The 22,060-nt window shown below is 47.5% G+C and carries 29 protein-coding genes and 1 pseudogene; 17 read left to right on the forward strand and 13 right to left on the reverse strand.

What is annotated here, in order from left to right; genetic code table 11:
• The 6 genes and pseudogenes from xisR to O1722_RS10815 all read right to left on the reverse strand — a co-directional run.
• On the reverse strand, positions 1-213 hold the full coding sequence (gene xisR, locus O1722_RS10790) for an excisionase family protein (RefSeq protein ID WP_014884030.1): 213 nt from the start codon (positions 211-213) through the stop codon (positions 1-3).
• Positions 214-277: 64 nt separating this feature from the next.
• Positions 278-520: a DUF4060 family protein gene (locus O1722_RS10795; RefSeq protein WP_020882485.1), complete on the reverse strand. Its 243-nt coding sequence runs from the start codon at positions 518-520 to the stop codon at positions 278-280.
• Positions 521-558: 38 nt separating this feature from the next.
• The gene (locus O1722_RS10800; RefSeq protein ID WP_033486898.1) at positions 559-1,644 is read right to left on the reverse strand and encodes a RecT family recombinase; all 1,086 of its coding nucleotides are present in this window, start codon (positions 1,642-1,644) and stop codon (positions 559-561) included.
• 10 nt (positions 1,645-1,654) lie between these two features.
• Positions 1,655-4,927 (reverse strand): RecE family exodeoxyribonuclease, encoded by a 3,273-nt coding sequence (locus tag O1722_RS10805; RefSeq protein WP_479954578.1) that lies wholly within the window; start codon positions 4,925-4,927, stop codon positions 1,655-1,657.
• 140 nt (positions 4,928-5,067) lie between these two features.
• Positions 5,068-5,232, reverse strand: a complete 165-nt coding sequence (locus tag O1722_RS10810) for a YdaE family protein (protein WP_033486900.1) — start codon at positions 5,230-5,232, stop codon at positions 5,068-5,070.
• Positions 5,225-5,335, reverse strand: a pseudogene (locus tag O1722_RS10815) (hypothetical protein); the annotation flags it as partial. The pseudogene O1722_RS10815 and the gene O1722_RS10810, both read right to left, overlap by 8 nt.
• A 124-nt stretch (positions 5,336-5,459) precedes the next feature.
• Between O1722_RS10815 and O1722_RS10820 the strand changes: the two are divergent.
• Positions 5,460-5,963, forward strand: coding sequence for a hypothetical protein (locus O1722_RS10820; protein WP_072015910.1), 504 nt, complete (start codon positions 5,460-5,462; stop codon positions 5,961-5,963).
• 395 nt (positions 5,964-6,358) lie between these two features.
• Here the strand turns inward: O1722_RS10820 and O1722_RS10825 are convergent, their stop codons facing one another.
• The 4 genes from O1722_RS10825 to O1722_RS10840 all read right to left on the reverse strand — a co-directional run bounded on the left by O1722_RS10825 (position 6,359) and on the right by O1722_RS10840 (position 8,318).
• Complete coding sequence (locus O1722_RS10825; RefSeq protein ID WP_050515877.1) at positions 6,359-6,850, reverse strand: hypothetical protein; 492 nt, start codon at positions 6,848-6,850, stop codon at positions 6,359-6,361.
• Positions 6,850-7,302 (reverse strand): helix-turn-helix domain-containing protein, encoded by a 453-nt coding sequence (locus O1722_RS10830; protein WP_050515878.1) that lies wholly within the window; start codon positions 7,300-7,302, stop codon positions 6,850-6,852. The genes O1722_RS10825 and O1722_RS10830 overlap by 1 nt, the downstream gene beginning before the upstream one ends.
• Positions 7,292-7,720 carry a hypothetical protein gene (locus tag O1722_RS10835; protein WP_050515879.1) on the reverse strand — a complete coding sequence of 143 codons (429 nt, stop codon included), beginning with the start codon at positions 7,718-7,720 and terminating at the stop codon, positions 7,292-7,294. The genes O1722_RS10830 and O1722_RS10835 overlap by 11 nt, the downstream gene beginning before the upstream one ends.
• Before the next feature lie 214 nt (positions 7,721-7,934).
• On the reverse strand, positions 7,935-8,318 hold the full coding sequence (locus O1722_RS10840; RefSeq protein ID WP_033486902.1) for a helix-turn-helix domain-containing protein: 384 nt from the start codon (positions 8,316-8,318) through the stop codon (positions 7,935-7,937).
• Between the two features lie 104 nt (positions 8,319-8,422).
• Here O1722_RS10840 and O1722_RS10845 point away from each other — a divergent pair, with 104 nt between their 5' ends.
• The 5 genes from O1722_RS10845 (at position 8,423) to ivy (ending at position 11,616) form a co-directional block, all read left to right on the forward strand.
• Positions 8,423-8,650, forward strand: a complete 228-nt coding sequence (locus O1722_RS10845; RefSeq protein ID WP_033486903.1) for a transcriptional regulator — start codon at positions 8,423-8,425, stop codon at positions 8,648-8,650.
• 2 nt (positions 8,651-8,652) lie between these two features.
• Entirely contained in the window at positions 8,653-9,204 is a 552-nt protein-coding gene (locus O1722_RS10850; RefSeq protein ID WP_033486904.1) for a toxin YdaT family protein, read from the forward strand.
• 84 nt (positions 9,205-9,288) lie between these two features.
• A complete protein-coding gene (locus O1722_RS10855) occupies positions 9,289-10,206 on the forward strand; it encodes a replication protein (protein ID WP_033486905.1) in 918 nt (305 codons plus the stop codon).
• Entirely contained in the window at positions 10,203-10,889 is a 687-nt protein-coding gene (locus O1722_RS10860) for a replication protein P (protein WP_033486906.1), read from the forward strand. The genes O1722_RS10855 and O1722_RS10860 overlap by 4 nt, the downstream gene beginning before the upstream one ends.
• Before the next feature lie 280 nt (positions 10,890-11,169).
• Positions 11,170-11,616, forward strand: a complete 447-nt coding sequence (gene ivy, locus O1722_RS10865; protein WP_033486908.1) for an Ivy family C-type lysozyme inhibitor — start codon at positions 11,170-11,172, stop codon at positions 11,614-11,616.
• Between the two features lie 660 nt (positions 11,617-12,276).
• Here the strand turns inward: ivy and O1722_RS10870 are convergent.
• Both O1722_RS10870 and O1722_RS10875 read right to left on the reverse strand, forming a co-directional pair.
• The gene (locus O1722_RS10870) at positions 12,277-12,498 is read right to left on the reverse strand and encodes a YgdI/YgdR family lipoprotein (protein WP_033488017.1); all 222 of its coding nucleotides are present in this window, start codon (positions 12,496-12,498) and stop codon (positions 12,277-12,279) included.
• A 47-nt stretch (positions 12,499-12,545) separates the two neighbouring features.
• Positions 12,546-13,181 (reverse strand): helix-turn-helix domain-containing protein, encoded by a 636-nt coding sequence (locus O1722_RS10875; RefSeq protein ID WP_033488016.1) that lies wholly within the window; start codon positions 13,179-13,181, stop codon positions 12,546-12,548.
• Between the two features lie 1,012 nt (positions 13,182-14,193).
• Here O1722_RS10875 and O1722_RS10880 point away from each other — a divergent pair.
• The gene (locus O1722_RS10880) at positions 14,194-14,661 is read left to right on the forward strand and encodes an Ivy family c-type lysozyme inhibitor (protein ID WP_047057741.1); all 468 of its coding nucleotides are present in this window, start codon (positions 14,194-14,196) and stop codon (positions 14,659-14,661) included.
• A 64-nt stretch (positions 14,662-14,725) separates the two neighbouring features.
• Here the strand turns inward: O1722_RS10880 and hchA are convergent, their stop codons facing one another.
• Positions 14,726-15,598 carry a glyoxalase III HchA gene (hchA, locus tag O1722_RS10885; protein WP_033488014.1) on the reverse strand — a complete coding sequence of 291 codons (873 nt, stop codon included), beginning with the start codon at positions 15,596-15,598 and terminating at the stop codon, positions 14,726-14,728.
• Between the two features lie 321 nt (positions 15,599-15,919).
• On the opposite strand from hchA, the gene O1722_RS10890 reads away from it, so the two are divergent.
• The 10 genes from O1722_RS10890 to O1722_RS10935 all read left to right on the forward strand — a co-directional run bounded on the left by O1722_RS10890 (position 15,920) and on the right by O1722_RS10935 (position 21,268).
• Positions 15,920-16,144: a DinI family protein gene (locus O1722_RS10890; protein WP_033488013.1), complete on the forward strand. Its 225-nt coding sequence runs from the start codon at positions 15,920-15,922 to the stop codon at positions 16,142-16,144.
• 388 nt (positions 16,145-16,532) lie between these two features.
• Positions 16,533-17,135, forward strand: coding sequence for a DUF1367 family protein (locus O1722_RS10895; protein ID WP_033488012.1), 603 nt, complete (start codon positions 16,533-16,535; stop codon positions 17,133-17,135).
• Positions 17,135-17,341, forward strand: coding sequence for a hypothetical protein (locus O1722_RS10900; RefSeq protein ID WP_071591740.1), 207 nt, complete (start codon positions 17,135-17,137; stop codon positions 17,339-17,341). Before O1722_RS10895 ends, O1722_RS10900 begins: the two co-directional genes overlap by 1 nt.
• 2 nt (positions 17,342-17,343) lie before the next feature.
• A complete protein-coding gene (gene rusA / locus O1722_RS10905; protein WP_026094310.1) occupies positions 17,344-17,706 on the forward strand; it encodes a crossover junction endodeoxyribonuclease RusA in 363 nt (120 codons plus the stop codon).
• Positions 17,703-18,536, forward strand: coding sequence for an antitermination protein (locus tag O1722_RS10910; protein WP_033488011.1), 834 nt, complete (start codon positions 17,703-17,705; stop codon positions 18,534-18,536). Before rusA ends, O1722_RS10910 begins: the two co-directional genes overlap by 4 nt.
• Positions 18,537-18,727: 191 nt before the next feature.
• Positions 18,728-18,919 carry a hypothetical protein gene (locus tag O1722_RS10915; protein WP_023296485.1) on the forward strand — a complete coding sequence of 64 codons (192 nt, stop codon included), beginning with the start codon at positions 18,728-18,730 and terminating at the stop codon, positions 18,917-18,919.
• A 788-nt stretch (positions 18,920-19,707) separates the two neighbouring features.
• Entirely contained in the window at positions 19,708-20,094 is a 387-nt protein-coding gene (locus tag O1722_RS10920) for a phage holin family protein (protein ID WP_015570936.1), read from the forward strand.
• Positions 20,081-20,362, forward strand: coding sequence for a phage holin family protein (locus O1722_RS10925; protein WP_047057764.1), 282 nt, complete (start codon positions 20,081-20,083; stop codon positions 20,360-20,362). Before O1722_RS10920 ends, O1722_RS10925 begins: the two co-directional genes overlap by 14 nt.
• The gene (locus O1722_RS10930; RefSeq protein ID WP_033488009.1) at positions 20,362-20,991 is read left to right on the forward strand and encodes a glycoside hydrolase family 19 protein; all 630 of its coding nucleotides are present in this window, start codon (positions 20,362-20,364) and stop codon (positions 20,989-20,991) included. The genes O1722_RS10925 and O1722_RS10930 overlap by 1 nt, the downstream gene beginning before the upstream one ends.
• Positions 20,992-20,998: 7 nt before the next feature.
• Positions 20,999-21,268 carry a hypothetical protein gene (locus tag O1722_RS10935; protein WP_033488018.1) on the forward strand — a complete coding sequence of 90 codons (270 nt, stop codon included), beginning with the start codon at positions 20,999-21,001 and terminating at the stop codon, positions 21,266-21,268.
• The last annotated feature ends 792 nt before the right edge of the window (positions 21,269-22,060 follow it).

The raw sequence follows: 22,060 nt of genomic DNA on the forward strand, positions 1-22,060 counted from the left end.
TTACGCATCCCTTATTAACTGATTAATTCTCGGATAGTTATACCAGGTTGTGCCACGCAAGGTTTTTTCTCCTGAAGGAGATACCCGTTTAAAATGGACTCCTTCCACCCAGCAGCCCTGGCGATACTTCTCAATCTGTCGTTCGGTCAGGCCAGTTTTTTCTGTGAGCCTTGCGCCAACAACCCATTCTTCGTTAAAAATTACCTGCGACATGGTTCACCTAAGGTAACCGGCATGAGTATAGATATGCCGGTCTTCAGTCGTTGATATTTCAGTTTCAGTTTGCCTGGCCGGGCAGGGAGCGCAGTCGGCGCATGCCGGTCATTGCCGTGGCCACGTAGCTTGCCTTGCAGTTGACCACTTCAACCCAGACCTTCACGCCTTCCACTCTCACCGTATAGGTCTCTTTCATCTTGCTGCGCCCATAGTCGCCGTATCTTTGCTGGTGGGCTGCGAGTGCGATTTCACATGCCTGGCGAGCCAAAGGGGATTGCTTACTGCCTCGGTTAATCAGTCGCATTTCTTCTCCTTGAGGGAGGGTTTCCCCTCCCGATCTCGTTAGTCCACGTATTCCGGTTTCATATCCGCCAGGGTGATGCTGAATTGACCATGCAATTCGTCACCCAGATGGCGTTTGGACGCTGCAAGAACTCGCTCAACTTCTGCGAACCGCGTAGCTGCATCGGGCTCATCTGAAGGTGGCAAGGAATTGATAGCTGCTTCGACTTTGTTCCGTGCATCAACCAGGTAGTAGCGCTTCACGGCCTTGTTTTTCAGCTCAGTGAATAGGGCAGAACCCAGCGTTGCTTTCACGGTTTCAATATCAGCGCGCAGAGCTTTAGCGCTATCCACATCCTGAGCCGCCTCGATGCGGTCACGGAAATCATCAGCAAGTGCATCGATGTTTTGAGCTGATTCCTGAGCCGTTTGAATGGTAGTGACGTTGTCACCTGAAATGTCTGCAAGGCTTACGTGCTGCGCCGGTGCCGGATTTACCTCTCGTTCTTCACGGCGATCATCCAGTTCATCCGGGGTATAAACTCCCAGAATTACATCCGGGCAGAACAGTCTCGCCCAGCGTTTGACGGCCAGGTACGCCAGCTGCTGGCGAGGGTCGTCAGCCCAGAGGGTAGAGTTTCGCGTACGGGCCTGAGCCAGCAGTAAATCAAGTTCTCTCGGCTGATCTTCACCTTTCAACGTTGCGCGGATAATGATGCCGATCCCGGCTTCGTCAGCCAGGGTCCAGCCCGGGACCCGGTACTCGCCTTTGTCGCCTTTACGGATATTGAATTTTCCAACGACCTTTTCCCATGGACCATACCATTCATATTCAAACCGGCTGGCCAGCACGCCGCTGCGTGAAATGACGGCATTAACAAGCTGTGCTTCATACCCGAGCACACCGTTAATCAGGTGCGTCTTTTGGGCCACGGCAAAGGGATTCATCTGCCACTGTGCCGCTTGCATCGCTACAGCCATGCAGTCGGCCTGATTACCCTGCAGGTGTTTAGGAACGGTGGCAGTGCCTTGCGCCATGATCTGCGCGAACGTGCTGATGGCGTTCAGATACTGGGAATCGAACAAAGCCACGTTGGAGTTAATAACGGTGTTCTGGTCAGCAACGGTAACGTTTGTGTTATGCATAAATCCCCCCTTAAGCCTGAGCGCGCAGCGCTTCAAGGCGGCGCAGGTCAAAATCGTTCAGTTCATCGGTGTAATCGGTAGTGATCGGCGCTGGCCACTCGCCCGTATCGAAGCCTGTGGCGATGGCGCGCATCGTTTTGCGGTACTCGAGCATGCCCAGTTCCAGCAGTTCGGTGGACGCCTCAATGATGGCGATCCAGTGGTAGTTCTCGTCTTTGTTGACGAAAATCCAGAAGAACTGGTCCAGCGCCGCTGTCTCGCAATACATAGCCGCACTGAGGTGGTAGTCCCGGTCTATGATTTCCCGGTGTAGCCTGGCGCGTAGGCTTTCCTGCTTCACGTTCCACATGCTGATGGTTTTCAGGTCAGCACCGATGCGCACGCCGTCCAGTTCAATCTCGAGGTCAGGGCGTACACGCACCTCTAAACCTGTTTCGTCGTCAAAGCCGAAGTAGCTCACTTCAACGGCGCGGCTTGGATGTGTCAGCAGCATGCCGGCGGTCGGGTGCCCCAGGAGTGCAGACTGAATTGCCCGCGCTGTGGCCAACTGCTGGCGGGTAACCAATATCTTTTCGCCAGGGTTGTTGCGCCAGGCATCCAGCAGTTCGTCGGCGAAGATGGCATCGGGCTTAACTGATTTAACTGCCTGGATCATGTCTGCTTTGGTACCGGACACTTTCAGTGGTGTCGGTTTCTGCGCTTCTTGCGCCACCAGGTCTGGATTGATGATTGCTAATTGCTCAAGTAACGCATCACGGCTGCCGCTGGTTTTAACCGGCACGGGCAGGGTGGCGTTGTACTCTTTAATGCATTCCTTCATTGCTGTTGCTGTCTGCTTCTGGCCTTCTTCAATACGCTGGTACTCAACAGGGAGAGCCATATAGCTTTGAGCCGTTTCTTCCAGGCTCGTGCCAAGCGGCACTGGAACGGGAAGGGCTGCATTATGTTCTTCAAGCAACGCTTTAATCTCGTCCGCGCTTAGCAGCACCGGCAGGCTGGCATTGTACTCATCGATAAAGGCGCGCAAGGTCGCGGCCGTTGTGAATGCGTCTTCCGGGATTACCGGTTCAACGCTGAATTCTGCGTCCAGTTGTTGAGGCTGCAGCGCCAGCGCATGTACCAAGTTACCCATGTCCAGCACCGCGGATCGCTCTTTGACTATGGTTTTCTCAACGTGGCGCGCATTGAAATACATCAGCGACACGCGGGCATCCTTCACCTGGGTGGAGCTGATACCGTTGGCGGCGTGGTAAACCTCGTTCGGCAGACCTTCATAGCGGCCTGGCTCAAAATAAGCAGGATATTCAACAGCTGGTTCTCCCTGCTGCAGTTCTGGCTCGCTTTGTGCCGGTTCTGGCTCATTCTGGTGTGCAGGAACGCTATTCTGGCTGGCTGAATCTGTTTTATGGTCAACGCTCGCCTGTTCCTGATTCGCCAGGCTTGGCGCGGCAGCGGCAAGTATCTCTGCTGGTGCTACGGTAACTGCTTGCGTATCAGCTGCATCAGCGCCTTCGCCTGGTTGTACCGGATCAGTATTTTCGACTTTCTCTGGCTGAGTCGTTTCCATCTGCACATTGCTGGTGGTCTCCGCTGCGTTTTCCGTTTTTTGAACATCATTTGAGGAGGTATTGATGACCGGTTCGGTATTTCCACACATCAGGCCATCGATGGAGAACATGCCGCTGCCGAGATTTTCAACCTGCGGTTGTTCAACAGGTGCTTCGGTCTCAACAGCCGGAGTAGACAGCGGCAGCAACTCCACAGCAGAGTTAAACTCAGCCGTCATGGTTTTATTCACAAACTCAAGATGAGCCGCTGGCGTGTGATGAATGTTTTCTGGTGCGATGCGGATCAGATTGAAGATTGCCGCACGGTTCACCGACAGTATGCCTGGTTGATTGCATAAGATTACGCTCCATGACTTCCATGGTTCTTCTTTCTTGGCCACGATTTCTTTGGCTCGTCGTAACACGCTCGAAGGAATTTCGAAGTGGTGGAAATCCATAGGCAGCAGGGCGCATGCGATCTCAAGATCGAGAGTGTCCAGAGTGTGATGCGCGCCTTCGCCGCGATCCGTTACATAGCCGCCGTCGGCATTGGTACCAGAATCGGTGCGCTGAACATTACTAATGCGGTTACCGGCTGCCCATTCGCGAACGAGAATGCCGCGGTTAATGTAATCAGTCGCAGCCCATATTCTGGTGAATCGGAGAACCAAAGCGAGTTCGTGACGCTTCTCCTGGCTGAACACTTTGCGAATGGCGTCGGTGTAGCGCCACAGGTCTTTGGTATCGTAACCCTTCACCTCTTCGCAGTTTTCTGCCGCCAGCAGCAGGTTCTGGACATAGCTGTTGTCTGTGTCCATTTCCAGCGCGCTGATACCTTCGTATTCTTCGCGGGTTAAGTGGTGGCGCAGTTCATCGGCGGTGAACTGAGCGAGTAGCTGCTTGCGAAATGGCATACGAACGACCGGATAACGTGTGGTTTCGTCATCATTCTCGTCAATCTGAATACCGTTTTCAGGTTCTGGAACCTGATCGGTTGTAAAATCGGCGTCGCTGGTTCTTTCTGATTTGAGCAGAGTAAGCTTTCTGTTCCTCCACTCTCTCACTACCTCATTACGGTCGCCGGCATCTACTCTCAACCAGTCGGCCATGAAAGCAGTAAGTAGCTTTACTTCGTGCTCTTCATCTGGCGCGAAGACCTGCTTAATCGCCTGAACCAGTTTCCACTCAGCGTTCAGGCTGAGTTCGGCAACTTCAGGGATGTCGTTCTTCGCCAGCAGCAGATTCTGGAGATAGGTGTTGCCTTCATCCAGAGACATTTCGCTGGCAGCCAGTTGCTGCTCTTTAGTGATGTGTGACTGGTATTTGTCGCTGGTCAGGTGGACGGCATAACGAACCGCTGGAGTGCGGTTTTCAAGCGGGACACTCTCGACGGTAGTTTCGACTTTAACGGTAGTTTCCGGTGCGGCAGTGTTGTCCACGGCGCCAGTAGACTCAGCACCAGCCTTTGGTAGCCAAGTGCGTCCATCGTCTTGGATTTCGTAGTGTTTGCACCAGGTGTAATCCACTGTACTTTCTTCCGGGAGGTCGTCGAAGACCGGAAAATCGGTGCGAATCGGTTTGGCATAATCCTTACCGCGTCCGGTTTCAATACCAGCATCTTCCAGCTCAACATCGAGCTGTAGGTTTGCACGGGCTTCAGATTTCGCAGTGAACCAAATCACTGCATCTTCTTTGCCTGATTTCTGCGTAGCCTTCACTACATAGAAAAATTCCATGTGAGATCCTCTTTTTTGGATGTAAGATCCCCGGGCCAGAGATAGCGCCCATTGGGTGAACTTTGGTTTTTTAAGTAGTTTTCCGGTGTAACTTTGGTCGGGAGCACCGGACGTACGGGCCGCCTTGCGCGGCTTTTACGTTATGCCTCGTGGGCCATCTGGTCGTACGAAGCACAACGTTCAGAGCAGTATTCTTTATCTTTGCGCGCCAGCTGTGCGCCGTTGCGATAGAGAAGGGTACTTTTGGCTACTTCCCCTGGTTTAACCGGCTTGCCGCAGTACCCGCATTTCATTGAGTTACACATCTGGGTTCCCCTTTTGCGCCAGCAGGTAGCATAGGCGGCGAAGAATCACCTCGATGAAGTTCAGCTTTACTGCCTGTTGCCGTGATGGTTTACGTGCGTAATCAGTCACTTTGATCTCCTTGTAATGCCTGTCTTTTGACCACATCAGGCTCGGTGGATCCTGCTATTCCCCAACAACAAGGATTCGTTTAATCTGGATATCCCCAACAAGAAGAAGAGTACTCGAAGTGATTGCTGAACTATCAGCGGCCATGGCCGCTATAAAGGAGACTGCTGGGCTAGCCAAAGTCATTAATGACGCAAAAACTGACGCGGAGGTCAAAGCTGCAACTATAGAACTTCAGAGCAGATTAATTACACTTCAGGCGGAGTGCTTCTCTCTTTGCGATTTGATTCGTCAGCGTGAGGAAGAGGCAATACTTCTCAAAGCAAAAATTGCAGAGTACGAAGACTTTAGTTCCCAGACAGAAGGTTACGTTCTTAATCAACTTGATTTCGGTTCTTTTGTATATTCTAAAAAAGAACTTGTGGGTGAGGAGCAGGTAGAAGTGCATCTTTGCCCACAATGTCATGCCAAGCGTCAGATATCGATACTGCAACCAACTGGTGAAGCCTCTTTTAATAGCCATACAAAAAAATGGTATTTTCAATCTCGTTGCCATAATTGTGACTCCGTCTATAGCATGAACGTTTCAAACTACAACCCTGAGATTTATGCTCCCTGGTCTTGAGGATATTCAGATTTTTAAAGAGCTAAGCGTCCTATGGGGCGCTTTTTTATGCCTTATCGCCGGCCAGCGGAACGTTTACACCTGATGCGCGTTAATCTCTCCACCTCATCCGACTGTTCGTATGCCGTCGGCGGCTACTTCGTGGGCGTCCTGCCTTGGTGGTTCATAGTGCTTCTTGGTGTAGTGATATTAAGCCTTGAGCTTAATAAAAGTCAAGCTCAAGGCGAAGTCGATAGCTAAGTTTTAGGCTTAAATGTGATGGTTTCGATAATTTTGGGGTTGTAAAAGCTGGCAAAGTTACTGAAGAACTGAACGTTAGTTTACAGGGAGTAAATTGAGGTTAGAGATAGGGAGAGGAGTACAAAAAACCCGGCCATTGGCCGGGTCGCTGTGTACTAGTCTTTTCGGATGTCTGACTTCTTCATGTCATAAAAAGGAGTTCTTATAGGATTAACTCCTAACCTAGAGCATGTTGATTGAAGATATTCTCTCCAGTACGGCCAAACATGATAACCGACATTATTAGCACCAAATGCTTCAAGTTCTTCTTCTCCAAGCTCTTTTTTTGCTACGTAAATAGCTTCGAAGCAAGACTCAATAGTAAGTATCGCATCATCATCTTTGCCATCATCATCACTTTCAGGTGTGACAAGTCGAGCGCCCACATCATAAAGAAATGAATAAAAGAGTTTTTTATCGTTCGGATCATCTTCACGAACCATTTCGATTAACTCAATTTTTACAACATTTCTAAACGACTGATTCTTCCTTGGAATAGAATTAATGTTCAGGAAATTATATGAATCATCCATTTCAATCTTAGCATTACGTAAATGAACTGAAAGTATTGCCAAGTTTTCAATTGCTACCTTTAGTGATTCCTTCATTATGCAGCTTTACTCCAGAACTCTTTCTGGGCCCTTACAATAACGTTGGATTTATTTACTGTACTAGTTCCCTGAAGCAGAGTGTCAGTAAAGCCATTGAATTCATTAACAACATCTTGCCAACCACAAGTTTCTTTCAACAGTATAGGTTTTGATTCTATAGAGGTGGTTGCTTCTTCTTCAAAACAAACAGTTGGTTTAATATCCAAAGCAAAACAAATATCTGCAAGGGTTCGTAAAGTCATGTTTCTAGAACCACTTAGCAATTGTGAAATGTAAGCTTTTGTTTTTCCGAGCTTCTCTGCAAGATCCGATTTAGATACACCTCTGTCTTCCATTTGGATCAGGATATCTTCAGTGACATTAAACGTTAATTCTTCGGCTGCATAGAGGCGCTTGTGTTCTTCAGAATGCATTTCAACTTCAGTATGATAAAGACTGTCATTTCTCATCGCCGTCTACCTCAATTCTCGTCCAATTCCCTTGGACTTTTGTTGTATCTTTCTGTGCGAGCTTATCTCGGTTCTTATAAATGTAATGGCTGATGAAAAACGTTTTTTCATACCTTTCTGAAAACCAACCATAAGCTCGAATCGGAATCTTCTTGAATGCGTAAAACTGTTTTGCCGGTCTTCCGGGGCGACAGGGAAGAGGGCCTTCAGGCGGAAAAGAGTCTTTGGATAGCCTTCCCCCATCGGATAACCGCTTAACCAACAGATCCATTTGAGTTTTTACTGAGTCTCGTTTACTTGCAGATACGCTATTTAAAGCCTCGATAAATGTGTCCCAAGCCCCTTCGCAATGGACGACTCGTAGCATTGAGCCAACAATCAAGTTAGGACATTTGGATGGCGACTCATCGTTGCTCATCAGTGACCTCGTGTCAGTTAATATATATGTTAACTCTGCAATGTCAAGTTTGCTGGCTACCGTTTCGCACAAAAAGTATCAACTCTTTTATACGAAAAAAAACTCAATGACATGAGATATCTATATGTTTATATTGATAAAAAATTCAGCTTTATCTAATGCTTATCAAAGAGCACATAAGTCATAGCAACAGATTTCAAGGGGGGACTATACGTCACTGCTGTGAACGGATCCGTCCTTTCATGTACTTTTCGTACATCTCATCGAGCTCTTTAAGGCGAAGTGAAAAAATACGCAACATATTTTTCTGTTCTTCTTCCGGAAGTTGTCTATAGAGTTCTAACATTCTCTGTTCGTCCGGTTTAAGCCCTTCTTTTTCATCTACATTCTCACCTAGCAACCAAGGTACTGATACTCCAGCAGCATCAGCAACTGCAAGCGCTGATTTTTTACTTATAACCCCTTTTTTGAACCAGCCGTTAACAGATTGCGGTGTTACACCAGCAACTCTTGCCATATCGGATTTAGTCATACCTCGCCCGTTCAATTCGGACAAGCGTTGAACAAGCGTCGGATTAAGTACGATTTTCTCTTTCATAGTTAAAGAATAAGCCTTTTGCTTAAACTTGGAAATTCGCCAGGGACTTGACATTAATTTAAGTCCGAGGCTTAATTTGGTTTGCATTCATAGCGGAGAACAAGATGAATGGGTTAACAAAAGCCATAAACAGGGCTGGTAATGCGACAAAGCTAGCCTTTCTACTTGGAATCAAACCAATGTCAGTTAGTCGCTGGAAAAATCGATATCAGGGTGTAGTACCTGCTGAGCGTGTTCTACCAATTTTCAAAATAACTGGCGTGACACCCCACGAGCTACGCCCCGATCTCTACCCAAACCCCACAGACGGTTTACCTAAACAGGAGCCTTAACAATGCAAACTGTTTCAGTTCAACAGAGTAGCAGAGCTTCCTCTAATCGACTGATATTCCCGTGTCATCAAAGCGAACCGGCAGCAGAGGATATCGATCATCGCGATATTTGCTCTGCGGTTCGGGCGTGGGCAGCGGCAGAAGGGCGCATAGCTGTCGCTCTTCAGATCCAAGAAGCGGCAGAAGAACTTCAGCTTAATGGCGTGGACTTCTCAGGCCAGGCCGATGTCTGGAATGTGAAGCTGTTTCGCTGGCTGGACAACAAAGAAGACTCCGCATCTTACCGAAAGAACGTCGAACAGCTGGTGCCCGCGATCATGTCTGTCTTACCGCTTCGATACCGCGACCGTGTCGTTAAAAATGACTCGTTTGCCTACCGCATGGCCAAGTTGGAAAAGGAAGTGAGTGAGGCGAAGCAAGCTCTGATGCTCGATGCACCGAAGAAGGAAAAGCTGAAGGAGTTAGGCGAGGGGATTTTTGAGATGTTCCGTGTCGATCCGGACCTTACTGCGCCGCTGCTGGCGATGGTGACAACCATGCTGGGGGCGTTGTGAATACTCTAGAAAAGGCGAAAGCCGGTCTGCGCGAACAGAACCGACTTTCAGGTGCAAAAACGGAGTGTAATTGCGGAGCTAAGTATGTCAAACACAGCTGAAATTATCAATTTCCCTCACAGAACTGAACAACCGGGAGGTCGTATGGCCGACCTGTCGAACGGGTATACCAAGGTCGCTAACGAGATCCAACAGCTCAAGCCTCGTCTGAGAATGTCAGGCCGGGAGTGGCAGTGTTTTGAAGCGGTGATCTGGCTTACCTACGGCTGGAACAAGAAGCAGGACCGCGTTACGAACACGGTGATCGCCGAGCTTACAGGATTGAGTGATTCGCATGTTTCTGATGTGCTCAAGTCACTCGCAGAACGCAAAATTATCTTCAGTCAGAAGCAGGGCGTGATGAAAACGGTCGGTATAAATACTGACCTTTCAGCCTGGATTTTAGACAAGCCGAAAACGGGAAAAGTCTTCCCGAAATCAGGAAAAGTGTTACCGAAAACGGGAAAAACCTTCCCGGAAACGGTAGACACCCAAGACTATAACAAGAACAATATTAAAATATCCTCGTCTCGGAATTCTGACGAATCCCGAAACCAGAAAACTCAAAAGTTTCTTTCTCGCCATCCAGAAGCTGCCGCCGGGATATACACCCCGGCAGGTAAATCATGGGGATCCGCTGACGACCTCAAGGCGGCTCGCTGGATTTACGACAGGCTTCTCACCGTCAACGCATCGCTATCAGAGCCAAACTGGGCAGAATGGGCAAACACCATCAGGCTGATGCGTGTCCAGGACAAGCGCACGCACTACGAAATTTGTGACCTGTTCCAGTGGGCTAATCGGGACGAGTTCTGGAAAGATAACATCCTGAGCCCTTCAAGTCTGCGCAAGCAGTGGGATCAGCTCACTACCAAGCGGCTGCGTGCAACCGGAACGGCAAAACCTTACCGTGGCGGCATTGACCTGCATAACACCGACTGGATTGACGGGGTGCTGGAATGAAAAACCTCGCAGAGAACATTCGCAGTTTTGACCGGGAACAGGCTCGCCGTGTGGCGCATAACCTGCCTGAGCAGTACACCGAACGCGAACAAACGCAGCAGGTGGCGCAGATTATCAACGGGCTATTCGTACAGCTGGCCGCTGCATTCCCGGCAAGCCTGGTTAATCGAAGACAGGAAGACGTGAATGAGATCCGCCGACAGTGGGTGCTGGCGTTCAAAGAAAACGGGATAACCACCATGGAGCAGGTTGAGGCCGGTATGCGCATGGTGCGTCGCCAGGATCGCCCGTTCCTGCCTTCGCCAGGCCAGTTCATCAAGTGGTGCAGGGAAGAGCGCTGCGTGCTGGGGATCACCACCGCTGACGTAATGGCTGAATACTGGAAGTGGCGAAAGTTGGTGTTTCGGTACCCGAGCAGTGAGCAGTATCCCTGGCCAAAGCCGGTTTTTTACCACATCTGTCTGGAACTGCGGCGTCGCGGAACTGATGGCCAACTGAGTCAGAAAGAACTTGAGCGTGAAGCTGGCGAAATTCTGGATATGTGGGAAAAGCGTGTGCTGGCCGGGCAGCCAATTCCGCCTGTTCGGCGGGCGTTGCCCTCACCAGTATCGCCTAAGGGGCCGACACCGGCAGAGCTTTTGAAAGCCAAATACGAGCGCTTGAAGAATTGTGGAAGGATATAAGTATGCGAATGCTTACTCTGCCAAATGTTAACATAAGCGATAACTTTAGGATTATCTTAGTTAGTGATTAATACAAGCACATTAGACGTAATTTAATGTCTTTGCTGGCTTTATTAGAATATTTCCGAAATTCATATCGGAATGAGCCTAAAATAAAGTATTCATTGATTTTTGGTTTATTGAAATTTATATAAAGTACATCCACTATAGATATGTGCAAATGCAGTACTTTCTTTTGACATTATCCTAAGCTGGAGCTTTAACTTTTAGAGGAAAACATATGCTTAAGCTAATTGTGACAACTTTATCCCTGTTAACTGCAACTGCTGCCTATGCGCAAACTGAGATGACAGTAAGCAGTCTGGCGACGGATAGTGAAACCAGTAAAGCATTTCATGAGATGTCGAAGGATCATAACCTGCCGGACTGGGTGATGAAAGGCGGAACCAGTACACCAGCGACCAAGGTAACCTTGGACAATAAAACCTACCAGGTTGTTTCTGCCTGCAAACCCCATGATTGTGCAGCAGAACAAATTGCGATCTTGTACGCACCAGATAGCAAGAGCATGTCAGGGGTGTTTTCTAAACAATCTGGAGAAGAAAATAAGCAGAAATTGGTGTGGCTGAATTCCGGAAGTGATATCTCGATAGATGGTAAGACGGTCCTTTTTGCTGCTCTAAGTGGCAGCCTTCAAAACCATCCAGATGCCTTTAACTTCAAGTAACTATGGAGCCTCTACTGCTGTTGTGTGTGATTGTCTTTAAGTTTCATTAATAAGTCGCTACCTCTTGGGAACTTGCCGGCAGGTATTACGTCATTATTCTGGCTATGGCTAAAATGTAATCCTGCTTTTGAGTACCACGTCGGGTTATGTCTGCCCGACGTTTTTTTATTTCATAATTTACGCCTGTTAAATATGAGTTGTTTCCCGGCCACCATAAAGTACCAGTCCTAAAACAACGTTTTTTGGGGGGCGTTAAATCCTGTTACCAAGCTAATATCGCCATTCTGCATTAATGACACATGTTACCTGTCTATCAACCTGTCCGGCGTGGTAGGAAGTTTCGACATATCACGCTTATATCCATCAAATGTAGGTTAAATGTAGCCTTACTTGATTAACTTCACCAAATGAATGCAGCTTCGGTGCCCAGTAGCGTTGCTTCATCAAAAGTCTATATTTTACTGCTACTTTCAAGAAAGAAACGATTGCCTTGAACTGAAATAGAAAGTTCGAGCCTGCACAATTGAAAAGGGGAAAGGGGAAAGGGGAAAGGTGCAGGAAACAGGTACCTTAGCAGCCATTTCGAGAGAGCTAGTTAAGGAGCGTAGATTTATTTACGCTCCGGGTTGATGGCATAAAACTGCTGCCTTGAAATCTGACTTACCTGATCTGTGTGATTTCTTTCACTTCTGCGCGGTTAATCTGCTGTCTGACACCATTCGCATCCACATACCCTACTAATCCGGCGCTGGTTTCTTTAGGTTTTACTTCACTAATAATCGTTCGTCCGTCCTGAGTGACAATACTGTATGAATGTTTAACGCATCCTGCGGTAAATATAGTGACGGCAGTGAGGAGGGAAAGAGTTACAACTTTTTTCATCGAGTGCTCCTTAGATTTTGGGTATAAAAGGTTATAAAAAATTTTAATTACCGCTTACATTTATGCCTCCATTTTTTGTCAATTATTTCTTTGTTTCGTTCATAATACCGCATAAACATACCGTATCCTCGGTAACCAAATTTTTGTACAATCCTGCTTCGGTAACAGGTAGCAGTCTTTTCAACAAGACAAAATTTTTTTTGAATTTCAGCAATGCTGTCGTTATCAAGTAGACTCTGAAGAATATCTAACTCTTTTACAGTCAGTCGCGGATAGTGATGGTAAATCATACTGATTCGGCGTCTTAAATAAGCATGATATAAGGACATAATTGAGTCATGCATACTTCCCCGTAGATTGACATAAATATGATACTCACAATCTTCAGGGTAAAAACGTCCGTGCCCGCATATATCAAGCCAAATCCAGTCAGCGCCCTTTTTTAGCGACTCGCGTAGTTTATTGAAACCCCTCCAGTTACCTTCCTTGAAAATTCGGCCATCAATAAGTACCCGAATCTTACCTTTTCCTCTTATAATAGCCGGAGGATGAGTGATTCCATCATATGTCATATGAACCAAAGGCAAGCCGGTTATCTGTTTCAAACCATAAAAAAGGTAGAAGTCATCCGTAAGTAAAATACTGATGTTTTTACTGTTAATAAAATAGATATATTTTTCCATTTACACATAATGCGTCATCTCAATCCGTAAAGTTAATTGCCAGAACATAGCAATTACACTGTTGATCCCGATGCGTGCTTTTAACAATAATCTTATACATACCGGATACTGGGGCGATGAAAACATTACTATTATCCAGTCGGGTGTTCATCTTACTTCCTCTGTGATCCGGGCCAGTCACTCTCAGTTCAAAGCGTTTATCTGATATCTCCAATCCGAGGTGCTGAGACTTCTGCAGAAACACATGGTATTCATCAAATTCACCACTTTTAATTTTGCCATGAAACTCGGTATAGCTTGGCAGACTGTAGTTCTTCACATAAAACGAACTAGCATTAGTTTTATGTGATATGGCTATCATAAAGAAACACAGGAGATAGATAACTGATAGGCTAATTAGAGACTTCAAATTACGCATAACACATCCCCTTATCTTTACTTCTGCGTCCTGAACTGCATGCCTCCGAAGTGTTTGTTATAACATAACATTCAGAGTCTGGTCAGACAAGTTACAAGACAATTATGCATACAACTTTTGATTATTGAATATTGGTGAGATTTGAATGTGTATTCATAAATATCGATTAAGTATTTCCTATTCAGTAACAAAGTATCTTCAGATAGTTGGGCTATGCTTATGTTATTATTTGGAAAATATTTAAAGTGGTTGAGTGGTGGACTTGTGAGAAACATAAATAAAATAATGTGGCTGGGTATATTTAAAGTGCTGCTGTTACAGATAATTCCTGGAGAATGTTATTGAGAAATTATTTTTTCAGATATGTTTTAAGTGAGGTGAGGAATGTCTTATATACATAAAAAGTAGGACGTAAATTAATCAAAATATGTACACGATATGTTCAATCTTTGCTTTTTTATAACAATGACGTTCTTTCCACTTTCTTGAGTATGCGTACAAAAGCAGTAAAAGTAGTTATGCTTTACATAAGACGTTTACTAACGTGGCTTCCCCGGAAGTCCAAAAAGAGTAATGTCTGAATAGGAGGTTATCATGTACAGGAGCCTTATCGGTCTTTCATTATTGTTCTTAGCGGAAGGAAGTTCTGCTAACGATAACATAACTATTAATATGCTCGCTAACAATTCATCGACGCAAAACTGTTTTCATCAGATGGTGAAAGCAAATCAGCTGCCGACTTGGGTGATCCGTAACGCATCGAATTATCCAACTCTAGAAATGACCATTCGTGAAGAACACTACTACGTCATGAAAGCCTGTAACCCTGATGATTGTGAACGCGAAAAAATCGTAATTGCTTACTCTCCACTACGAAATATTCTATCTGGTGTGTTCGCCTTTACCGAAACCCCTGAACAACAGCAACTTAAGTGGCTTGGGATTAGTGATGAACTCCCTGATGGAAAGGCTCTGTTGTTTGCCGCATTGTCAGGGAGCCTTGAAAAGCTACGGGAGAATTTTACTAGTATGAATATAATGCCTCAAAAGGCGGAAGAATGACGACAGATCCGCTTAGGTTTAAGGCAAAGCAAAATGAAGGCGGCGGCAGAAAAGCCGCCGCGTTTTAGAGCAATGGACTTTCATTTTGAGCGGCATAAGCGGAGAGTAACTCTGTTGCAGCGAGCCGCCCCAGAGCATTGGCGGCAAATGGGCTGTCTCCAGTCAGCACGTTACGATCCTTGTGAACTGAACCTGTGATGTCATTATTAACAATGTTAATACCCATTTCACACAGTTTTTCTCCGAAATACCATGTTAGATGTCCCGGCATATATCCAATATCGGGGGTTTGCCTATCCGCACTGTCCGGAAATGCACATATCGAATACCCGTGAAGAGGATTTATGCCGTGCCTGAGCGAGAGGAAAGCGGCAGGTCCGTGACACAACGATATGACAAATGTGCCATTACTCATCGCCCAACGAAGCGTCTCTGCTACTGCCTGGCTTTCAGACAGAGCAATTAGCGCACCGTGGCCACCTGGTATGAAGATGGCTGCATAGTCGCTTTGAGCCTCCAGACCCAAACGTATATCCGACAGCTTGCGTGGATGCCTGAACGCATCACGATAGCGTTCATAGAACGGCATAATTAACTTATCCTGAGAGGGCATCGCCCAGAATTCAAACTTTGCCATATTTCCGGAAAGTGTGACTATTTCAAAATCAAACCCGGCGGCACGCATGTGATACATTGGAACCAGTGTTTCCACAGGATGATTTCCTGTGGAAAAGAGGGATCCGTTGTCCATGGGCAGATAGCGTTCATCTGCTGCGATCACTAGTACCTTCTTGTTTCCCTGGTAGGGGTTAGAATATTCATAGTTACTTAAATCGGTCACCGGATTGGTAAATTCACTCAGGGAATAGTCAGACGGGAAAAAGGCGTTATCTTCAGCAGGATCAATTCTTGGGCTCTTGCTTTTCATTTCTTTCATCGGCATGTCCTCAGCCACAGGGAGTTAAAGTCATCAAACTATTTTAATCTATCCCTGTAACACTGGCTCTGTTATACGCGTAAATCAGAATTTGCGGCGGTTTACCAGCCATATACAAAGATGTTTTCAACCTTCGTCCTTCGCGCTTCGACTGCGCTAGATGGTGAAATGCGTATAAATTTAATGGTGACTTACCTCGACGATTTTTTATGTCCTTTCAAACTGATAGTGTAAATTTTGTGCTTTTAATGCGTTGCAAAATCCGTGAGATACGTTTATATATACTGTATATGCATACAGTTGTTCGTTGCGGAGGTAAAAATGAAAATCGAGTTAACCATTGATCGCATGAAGAAACTTCCTGATGGTGCTATACCTGCACTCGAGTCAGAATTGCTCAAAAGGCTCAGCAAGCAGTTTGATCATTGCCAGCTAACAATTAAGCGTGCCAGTAATGATGGTTTGACTGTTTTCGGGGGCGACAAGAAAGAGGTCGAACATATCGTGCAGGAGACCTGGGAAAGCGCGGACGAGTGGTTTTATTAATCGCGTGAATTTGACTGGAGCAGTTTCAAAGAGTATCGCTGTTTGCGTTCCCCTGGCTGTTCCCGATAACTTTTTGCCGCGTCAATAAGTCGCTCTGGGGGAAATAGTGTGTAGTGCAGATGCCTTTAATGCAGATGATCAATGGTACGACGTGGTCAGAAGGGCCGATAAAGCAGTTATCTATAGCTTCCCGGCGGAAGGGAGATATCTGGTTTATCGAGTAAATGGAATAGTTTCATTACGACCCTTACTCGAAGAGGAAGAAATCTTCACTCTTAACGGGTTTATGCAATTTGCAAAACGGCTTGGGTACCGAATTACACCACCGTCTGATATCATTCTTTCATAGGCCTGAACACCCTATACCTGATGCGCCACGGAGAGAACCATGGCGCTGGAATTACAACTTATCAAACACCATTCAGGAATACTGATCCCGGCCACACCCGAGACCAGTGATATCCTGCAATCCAAAACCCGGCTCGGCGATGTTCTTGTTGCCGAGTTCAGGCGACTACGAAACCCGGCATTCCACCGGCGATTTTTCGCGCTTCTCAATCTCGGTTTTGAATACTGGGAACCAATCGGCGGGGCTATCTCGAGTAACGAGCGGAAGCTAATCACCGGCTACGCAAAGTTCCTGGCTTCTTATGGCGGGAATGAGAACGCGCTGATCGATGCTGCTGAGCAGTATCTGGAGCAAGTCGAATACCGCCGGGTCACGAATGGAATTAGCCTGTGCAAGTCCTTCGATGCTTACCGCTCATGGGTAATCGTCGAGGCAGGGCACTTTGATGCTATTCAGCTACCTGACGGCACACTCAAAAAGCATCCACGTAGCATCTCATTCGCCAACATGGACGAACTCGAGTTCCAGCAACTTTATAAAGCTGCGCTCGATGTTCTTTGGCGCTGGGTCCTGTCTCGTTCATTCCGCAGTCGCGATGAGGCCGAAAATGTCGCCGCGCAGCTGCTTGGCTTTGCGGGGTGATGGGCATGCAACATTCATGGTTCCATCATACCGAATGCAGCACCGAACAGGCCGACGAACTGGTTAAGCGTTACAGAGCGCGCGGTGTGAGAGTGGAGCGCAGCCTTAACCAGGATTACGTGACCTGGACTGTCAGTGCATTACTTCCGACCTCACATACACCAGCGCGCCCGGATAGCCGCTGGCGAAACCGGATGTGGGGATGAACGTGAATACATATCAAATCACTTTGCCCTGGCCGCCGAGCAACAACCGGTATTACCGGCACAACCGCGGGCGTACGCATATTAGTGCTGATGGCGTCGCTTACCGCTATGCGGTCGCAAGTGTCATTCGAAGCGCCCGGCTTAATATCCGGACGGCCGCACCACTCAAAATCCGAATTGAATGTCACATGCCCGACCGCCGGCGCCGCGATCTGGATAACCTCCAAAAAGCTGCATTCGACGCTTTAACTAAGGCGGGATTATGGCTGGATGATTGCCAGGTAGTCGACTATCGCGTTGTGAAGATGCCTGTCGTTAAGGGCGGGAAATTAGAACTCACCATTACCGAGCTGGAGACCGCATGAATCTTGAAAATACCCTCAAATATCACTTCGCCAAATCGACAATGATTAGCGATTCGCCGCGTGCTACTGCGTCAGACTCATTAACTGGAACGGATATTATGGCCGCTATGGGCATGACGCAGGAACGGGCCGCCATGGGTTATAGCGCTTTTCTCGGGAAGATGGGGATCAGCAATACTGACCGGAAGAGGGCGATTGAGCTGTTGGCTCAGTACGCGCTGACTAAGTGCGATCGGGTTGCGGCATTACGGAAGCTTGATGCAGAGATTAAACCAATGGTGATGCACCAACTGGCCACCATCGCGTTCGAGGATTATTCCCGCAGCGCCGCCAGCGTGAAGCAGTGCGATGTCTGCAATGGGGAAGGGTTTGTTGACGCTGAGGTTTTCAGCACGAAGTCTCACACTCCGGCAAAAGAGAAGAAGTTCGTGAAGATGTCCTTGCTCATGGGCGTCGATGATGTTCGACCTTCTGAGTTCGAGATTCGCAGACAGGTCAGGGAGATAGCGCGCGTTCTGTGCCCTCAGTGTAAGGGCAAGAAGGTAGTAAGTTGTGCCTGTAGAGATTGCCATGGTCGCGGAAAAGCCATTAATCAGGTTCTTACTGAACAGCGGGGCGTTCCGATTTTAGCTGATTGCAAGCGCTGCGGCGGACGTGGATATGAGCGTATCCCCTCAACTGAGGCTTACGCTGCGGTGCGCCAGATAACGGATACAATCAGCCTAGATACCTGGAAGAAGTCTGTTAAGCCCTTTTACGATCAGCTAATCACCAAATTTGACATCGAAGAAGCATGGGCCGATGCGCAATTGAAGCAGATAACAAAATAGGGCGTTATTTTATCGTGAGCTATTTACTTTTCCCGAATCTGTGGTAATTTTGCTCTAACGATGGGTTATTGCCTTCGTTTAAAGCCCTGCGGTTAACCCCGTAGGGCTTTTTGCTTTATAGCAATTTAAGAATTACTAAAACCATACAACCCCGTAGTAACTTCTAATTTCCCAGCCATGCTGGTGGGAAAATGGAAGAGGGTTGCTACTGGCTACAGCACAACGGCAAAATTCAGGTAACCTACTACACCGATGGTGTAACCGATGACCTTGAAACGGGCCAGTTGATAACTGGTGTCTGGCATCTGACGCAGGGAGACGACATTTGCCACAACGGAGAGGTAGAGGTGATTGAAGACCTTCTGCCTGTACCATTTAAATGAATATATTCATCTGATTACGTGGCAGATTCTTCATACTGCACATATGCTTTCTAAGCATCCTGAGTAATGGATGTTTCTGAAAGCATTTTTGTGGTGGATCCCCCTAAGCGGAGGGGCGATTCAGCAGGACATTTCTCCAGAGTGTCCAACCAGCGCGCGGAAATGAATGCTGTGATCATTTCCACCGGGAGGCACCCGGCACCACTCCCTCAGTTATTGCCAACTTAGCTATTTATGCCTGCTTTTCCGAGCAGGCTTTTTTTTCATTTATTAATCATCCATTGACCAGATGAATGTTTCTTGTTTTAGTTATGAATGTGGTGAATCCCATCTAAGCGATGGGGCGTCTGGTTAACTGCTATGTGCAGGTATGCACGCGACTTTGACGACCAGAGATAAGTCACCGGGAGGCACCCGGCGCCACATCCTCAAAAAAACGTTTTGTCGACCACCAGGTTCTGAATCGTCATATACACTTCTAAATGAAACAATTTAAGAGGTGAATTATGAAAGAGGGATATTATTGGATTAGACACAATGACTGTGTCCAGATCGCCTACTTTTCGCACGGTAAAACTGAAGATATGGTTACAGGAAAAATAATCAGAGGCGTCTGGCATCTAACTCGTGGCTACGATCTTTGCCATAACGGTGAAGCGGTCGTTCTGGAAGGACCTATATCCCCACCTTTGTGAACATACTTCGAAGAACACAGGCTGCCTAAGGGCGGCCTTTTTTATTTCCCCTCAAATTTACTGAGAGGATTCACAGCAATATGAGGGGGGCCGATGTCCGATCCATTTTCCGGCACGGGGCTGGCCGGTTTAGCTTTGACTGGAGCCAGTGTCTACGGTCTATTGACCGGAACTGACTACGGTGTTGTTTTTGGTGCATTTGCGGGCGCCGTATTTTACATAGCGACAGCGGCTGACCTAAGTGTGTTACGTCGTTTGGCATACTTCTTCGTGTCGTATATCGTCGGCATTCTTTGTTCGGGGCTGTTGGGTTCAAAACTTACATCCTGGACGGGGTACACCGAGAAGCCTCTGGATGCTATCGGTGCCGTAATAGCTTCTGCGTTAGCCGTTCAAATCCTTACGTTCCTGAACAAGCAGGACATTGGCTCGCTGGTGGCGCTGATAACGCGCCGGGGAGGTTCAGGTGGTACTAAATGACCCAACAGCAACTATCAACGCGCTGCTCTGCGCCGGAGTTGTAATTACTCTGATGTTTTATCGCCGCGGTGATTCGCGGCATCGGCCATGGATTTCGCGTTTTGCCTGGCTGATTACCGTCACTTATAGCGCTGTACCGCTGGCGTACCTGTGTGGGATTTACCCGCATTCATCATGGGCCACCATTGCGGCAAACATCATATTCCTTTCCGTGCTGGTGGCCGTCAAAGGCAACGTTGCACGTCTGGTTGATCATCTGAGGCACTAATGAATCAAACACAATTTCAGAAGGCGGCTGGTATCAGCGCCGGGTTAGCTGCGCGCTGGTTTCCGCATATCGACGCCGCTATGAAGGAATACGGCATAACCACACCGCTTGATCAGGCGATGTTTATTGCCCAGATGGGGCATGAAAGCTCCAGATTTACCTGTGTGGTGGAAAATCTTAATTATGCGGCAGAAAACTTGGTGCCGACGTTCGGCAGCCACCGCATCACATCTCAGCAAGCCGCTGCACTTGGCAGAACGACAACGCAACCAGCAAACCAGAAAGCGATCGCCAATCTGGTATACGGTGGAGAGTGGGGAAAAGAACATCTTGGCAATCAGGTTGCCGGTGATGGCTGGAAATATCGCGGTCGTGGGCTGAAACAGATTACCGGCCTGAGCAACTATCGCAGTTGTGGCCAGGCGTTGAAACTGGAACTTGTTACCCACCCGGAGCTGCTTGAACAGGATGAATACGCCGCGCGCTCAGCTGCATGGTTTTATGTTTCCCGAGGTTGCCTGCTTCATTCCGGCGACGTGGAGCGCGTGACGCTTCTTATCAATGGCGGCAAAAACGGGTTGGATAAACGCAGCGCGTTGTTTAACCTGGCGAAATCCGTTCTGGTGTGAGGTGAATGTGGGGATCGAAACGATAATCGGGCTGGCCGCGTTGGTTATTTCCGCTATTGCCGGCGCTTTTGGCCTAGGCAATATTCGCGGCACCAGCAAAGCGGAAGCGAAAGCCGACCAGCAGCGCGCAGAAGATAACGCAGCGGCAACGGTCACGGTAGCCGAACGCCGGGTAGAAGCAACGAAAGAGGCCAGCAATGTACATCAGACTGTTAACCATATGCCTGGCGTCGATGTTGATCGCGAGCTGCGGGACAAATGGACCCGTAAGGGTTGAGGTGGTGGACACTGCATGCGACTGGGTTAAACCCATTTACGGTACGCATCACGACTGGGATGTACTGGATAAGCAGACGAAGCGTGACATCCTGGCGCATAACAAAGCATGGAAAGCAAATTGCGGGAAAAATTGAGCCTCATCCCTGAGGTTCGGACACAGTCTCTCCTCTGGACTTTAACCGTAGCAAATATTGAGAATTCTGTTATACAAATGGACAATTCTTGTGGCGCAGATGATTAATTAGCAGGGAAAAGCTTGAACAAATCAGGGTGGCTCATCCTTGAGCACACGGGTAGTCCTGAACGACGACTTCACCTGACATAGCAAAGTCTATGTAAGAGTCTAGAAAACAATGAGTATTTATCAAGGCGGGAAAGGAAAAAAGTCCCTTCCGAAATGAAATCCTGCAATTCGGAAGGGAGACCAAAGGGGTCATCATTACAAGAGAATGTAAATGTAATCCATTTCTCAAAAGTAAAAAGGTGTATTAAATAAATAACTCAAAGGAACGAAAATCTACTTTCTTCTAATGCCTGATGGGTATGCGGAATGAATGATTAGCGAAGAATTTTAACAATGCTCACAACTTTATTTTGTCTGTCAGCTACATTTTAATGGCACGAGTGATTCGATATCTCTGCCATACAGATGAATCCCCCTGAGCGGAGGGGCAACCAGTCACTGCTGGACGTAACGTTGCGGGTTTGCAGAGTGATGCAAGTCCACCGGGAGGCACCCGGCATCTGAATGCTTGACTAAAGGAATAGGGTACACGTCGAAATGAGTGCG

The organism is Enterobacter cloacae complex sp. HYC003_NIDB (assembly GCF_056673375.1).

Coding starts and splice junctions, on each gene's coding strand:
- xisR (WP_014884030.1), bottom strand. CDS start 213: ATGTCGCAGGTAATTTTTAACGAAGAATGGGTTGTTGGCGCAAGGCTC.
- O1722_RS10795 (WP_020882485.1), bottom strand. CDS start 520: ATGCGACTGATTAACCGAGGCAGTAAGCAATCCCCTTTGGCTCGCCAG.
- O1722_RS10800 (WP_033486898.1), bottom strand. CDS start 1,644: ATGCATAACACAAACGTTACCGTTGCTGACCAGAACACCGTTATTAAC.
- O1722_RS10805 (WP_479954578.1), bottom strand. CDS start 4,927: ATGGAATTTTTCTATGTAGTGAAGGCTACGCAGAAATCAGGCAAAGAA.
- O1722_RS10810 (WP_033486900.1), bottom strand. CDS start 5,232: ATGTGTAACTCAATGAAATGCGGGTACTGCGGCAAGCCGGTTAAACCA.
- O1722_RS10825 (WP_050515877.1), bottom strand. CDS start 6,850: ATGAAGGAATCACTAAAGGTAGCAATTGAAAACTTGGCAATACTTTCA.
- O1722_RS10830 (WP_050515878.1), bottom strand. CDS start 7,302: ATGAGAAATGACAGTCTTTATCATACTGAAGTTGAAATGCATTCTGAA.
- O1722_RS10835 (WP_050515879.1), bottom strand. CDS start 7,720: ATGAGCAACGATGAGTCGCCATCCAAATGTCCTAACTTGATTGTTGGC.
- O1722_RS10840 (WP_033486902.1), bottom strand. CDS start 8,318: ATGAAAGAGAAAATCGTACTTAATCCGACGCTTGTTCAACGCTTGTCC.
- O1722_RS10845 (WP_033486903.1), top strand. CDS start 8,423: ATGAATGGGTTAACAAAAGCCATAAACAGGGCTGGTAATGCGACAAAG.
- O1722_RS10850 (WP_033486904.1), top strand. CDS start 8,653: ATGCAAACTGTTTCAGTTCAACAGAGTAGCAGAGCTTCCTCTAATCGA.
- O1722_RS10855 (WP_033486905.1), top strand. CDS start 9,289: ATGTCAAACACAGCTGAAATTATCAATTTCCCTCACAGAACTGAACAA.
- O1722_RS10860 (WP_033486906.1), top strand. CDS start 10,203: ATGAAAAACCTCGCAGAGAACATTCGCAGTTTTGACCGGGAACAGGCT.
- ivy (WP_033486908.1), top strand. CDS start 11,170: ATGCTTAAGCTAATTGTGACAACTTTATCCCTGTTAACTGCAACTGCT.
- O1722_RS10870 (WP_033488017.1), bottom strand. CDS start 12,498: ATGAAAAAAGTTGTAACTCTTTCCCTCCTCACTGCCGTCACTATATTT.
- O1722_RS10875 (WP_033488016.1), bottom strand. CDS start 13,181: ATGGAAAAATATATCTATTTTATTAACAGTAAAAACATCAGTATTTTA.
- O1722_RS10880 (WP_047057741.1), top strand. CDS start 14,194: ATGTACAGGAGCCTTATCGGTCTTTCATTATTGTTCTTAGCGGAAGGA.
- hchA (WP_033488014.1), bottom strand. CDS start 15,598: ATGAAAGAAATGAAAAGCAAGAGCCCAAGAATTGATCCTGCTGAAGAT.
- O1722_RS10890 (WP_033488013.1), top strand. CDS start 15,920: ATGAAAATCGAGTTAACCATTGATCGCATGAAGAAACTTCCTGATGGT.
- O1722_RS10895 (WP_033488012.1), top strand. CDS start 16,533: ATGGCGCTGGAATTACAACTTATCAAACACCATTCAGGAATACTGATC.
- O1722_RS10900 (WP_071591740.1), top strand. CDS start 17,135: ATGGGCATGCAACATTCATGGTTCCATCATACCGAATGCAGCACCGAA.
- O1722_RS10910 (WP_033488011.1), top strand. CDS start 17,703: ATGAATCTTGAAAATACCCTCAAATATCACTTCGCCAAATCGACAATG.
- O1722_RS10915 (WP_023296485.1), top strand. CDS start 18,728: ATGGAAGAGGGTTGCTACTGGCTACAGCACAACGGCAAAATTCAGGTA.
- O1722_RS10920 (WP_015570936.1), top strand. CDS start 19,708: ATGTCCGATCCATTTTCCGGCACGGGGCTGGCCGGTTTAGCTTTGACT.
- O1722_RS10930 (WP_033488009.1), top strand. CDS start 20,362: ATGAATCAAACACAATTTCAGAAGGCGGCTGGTATCAGCGCCGGGTTA.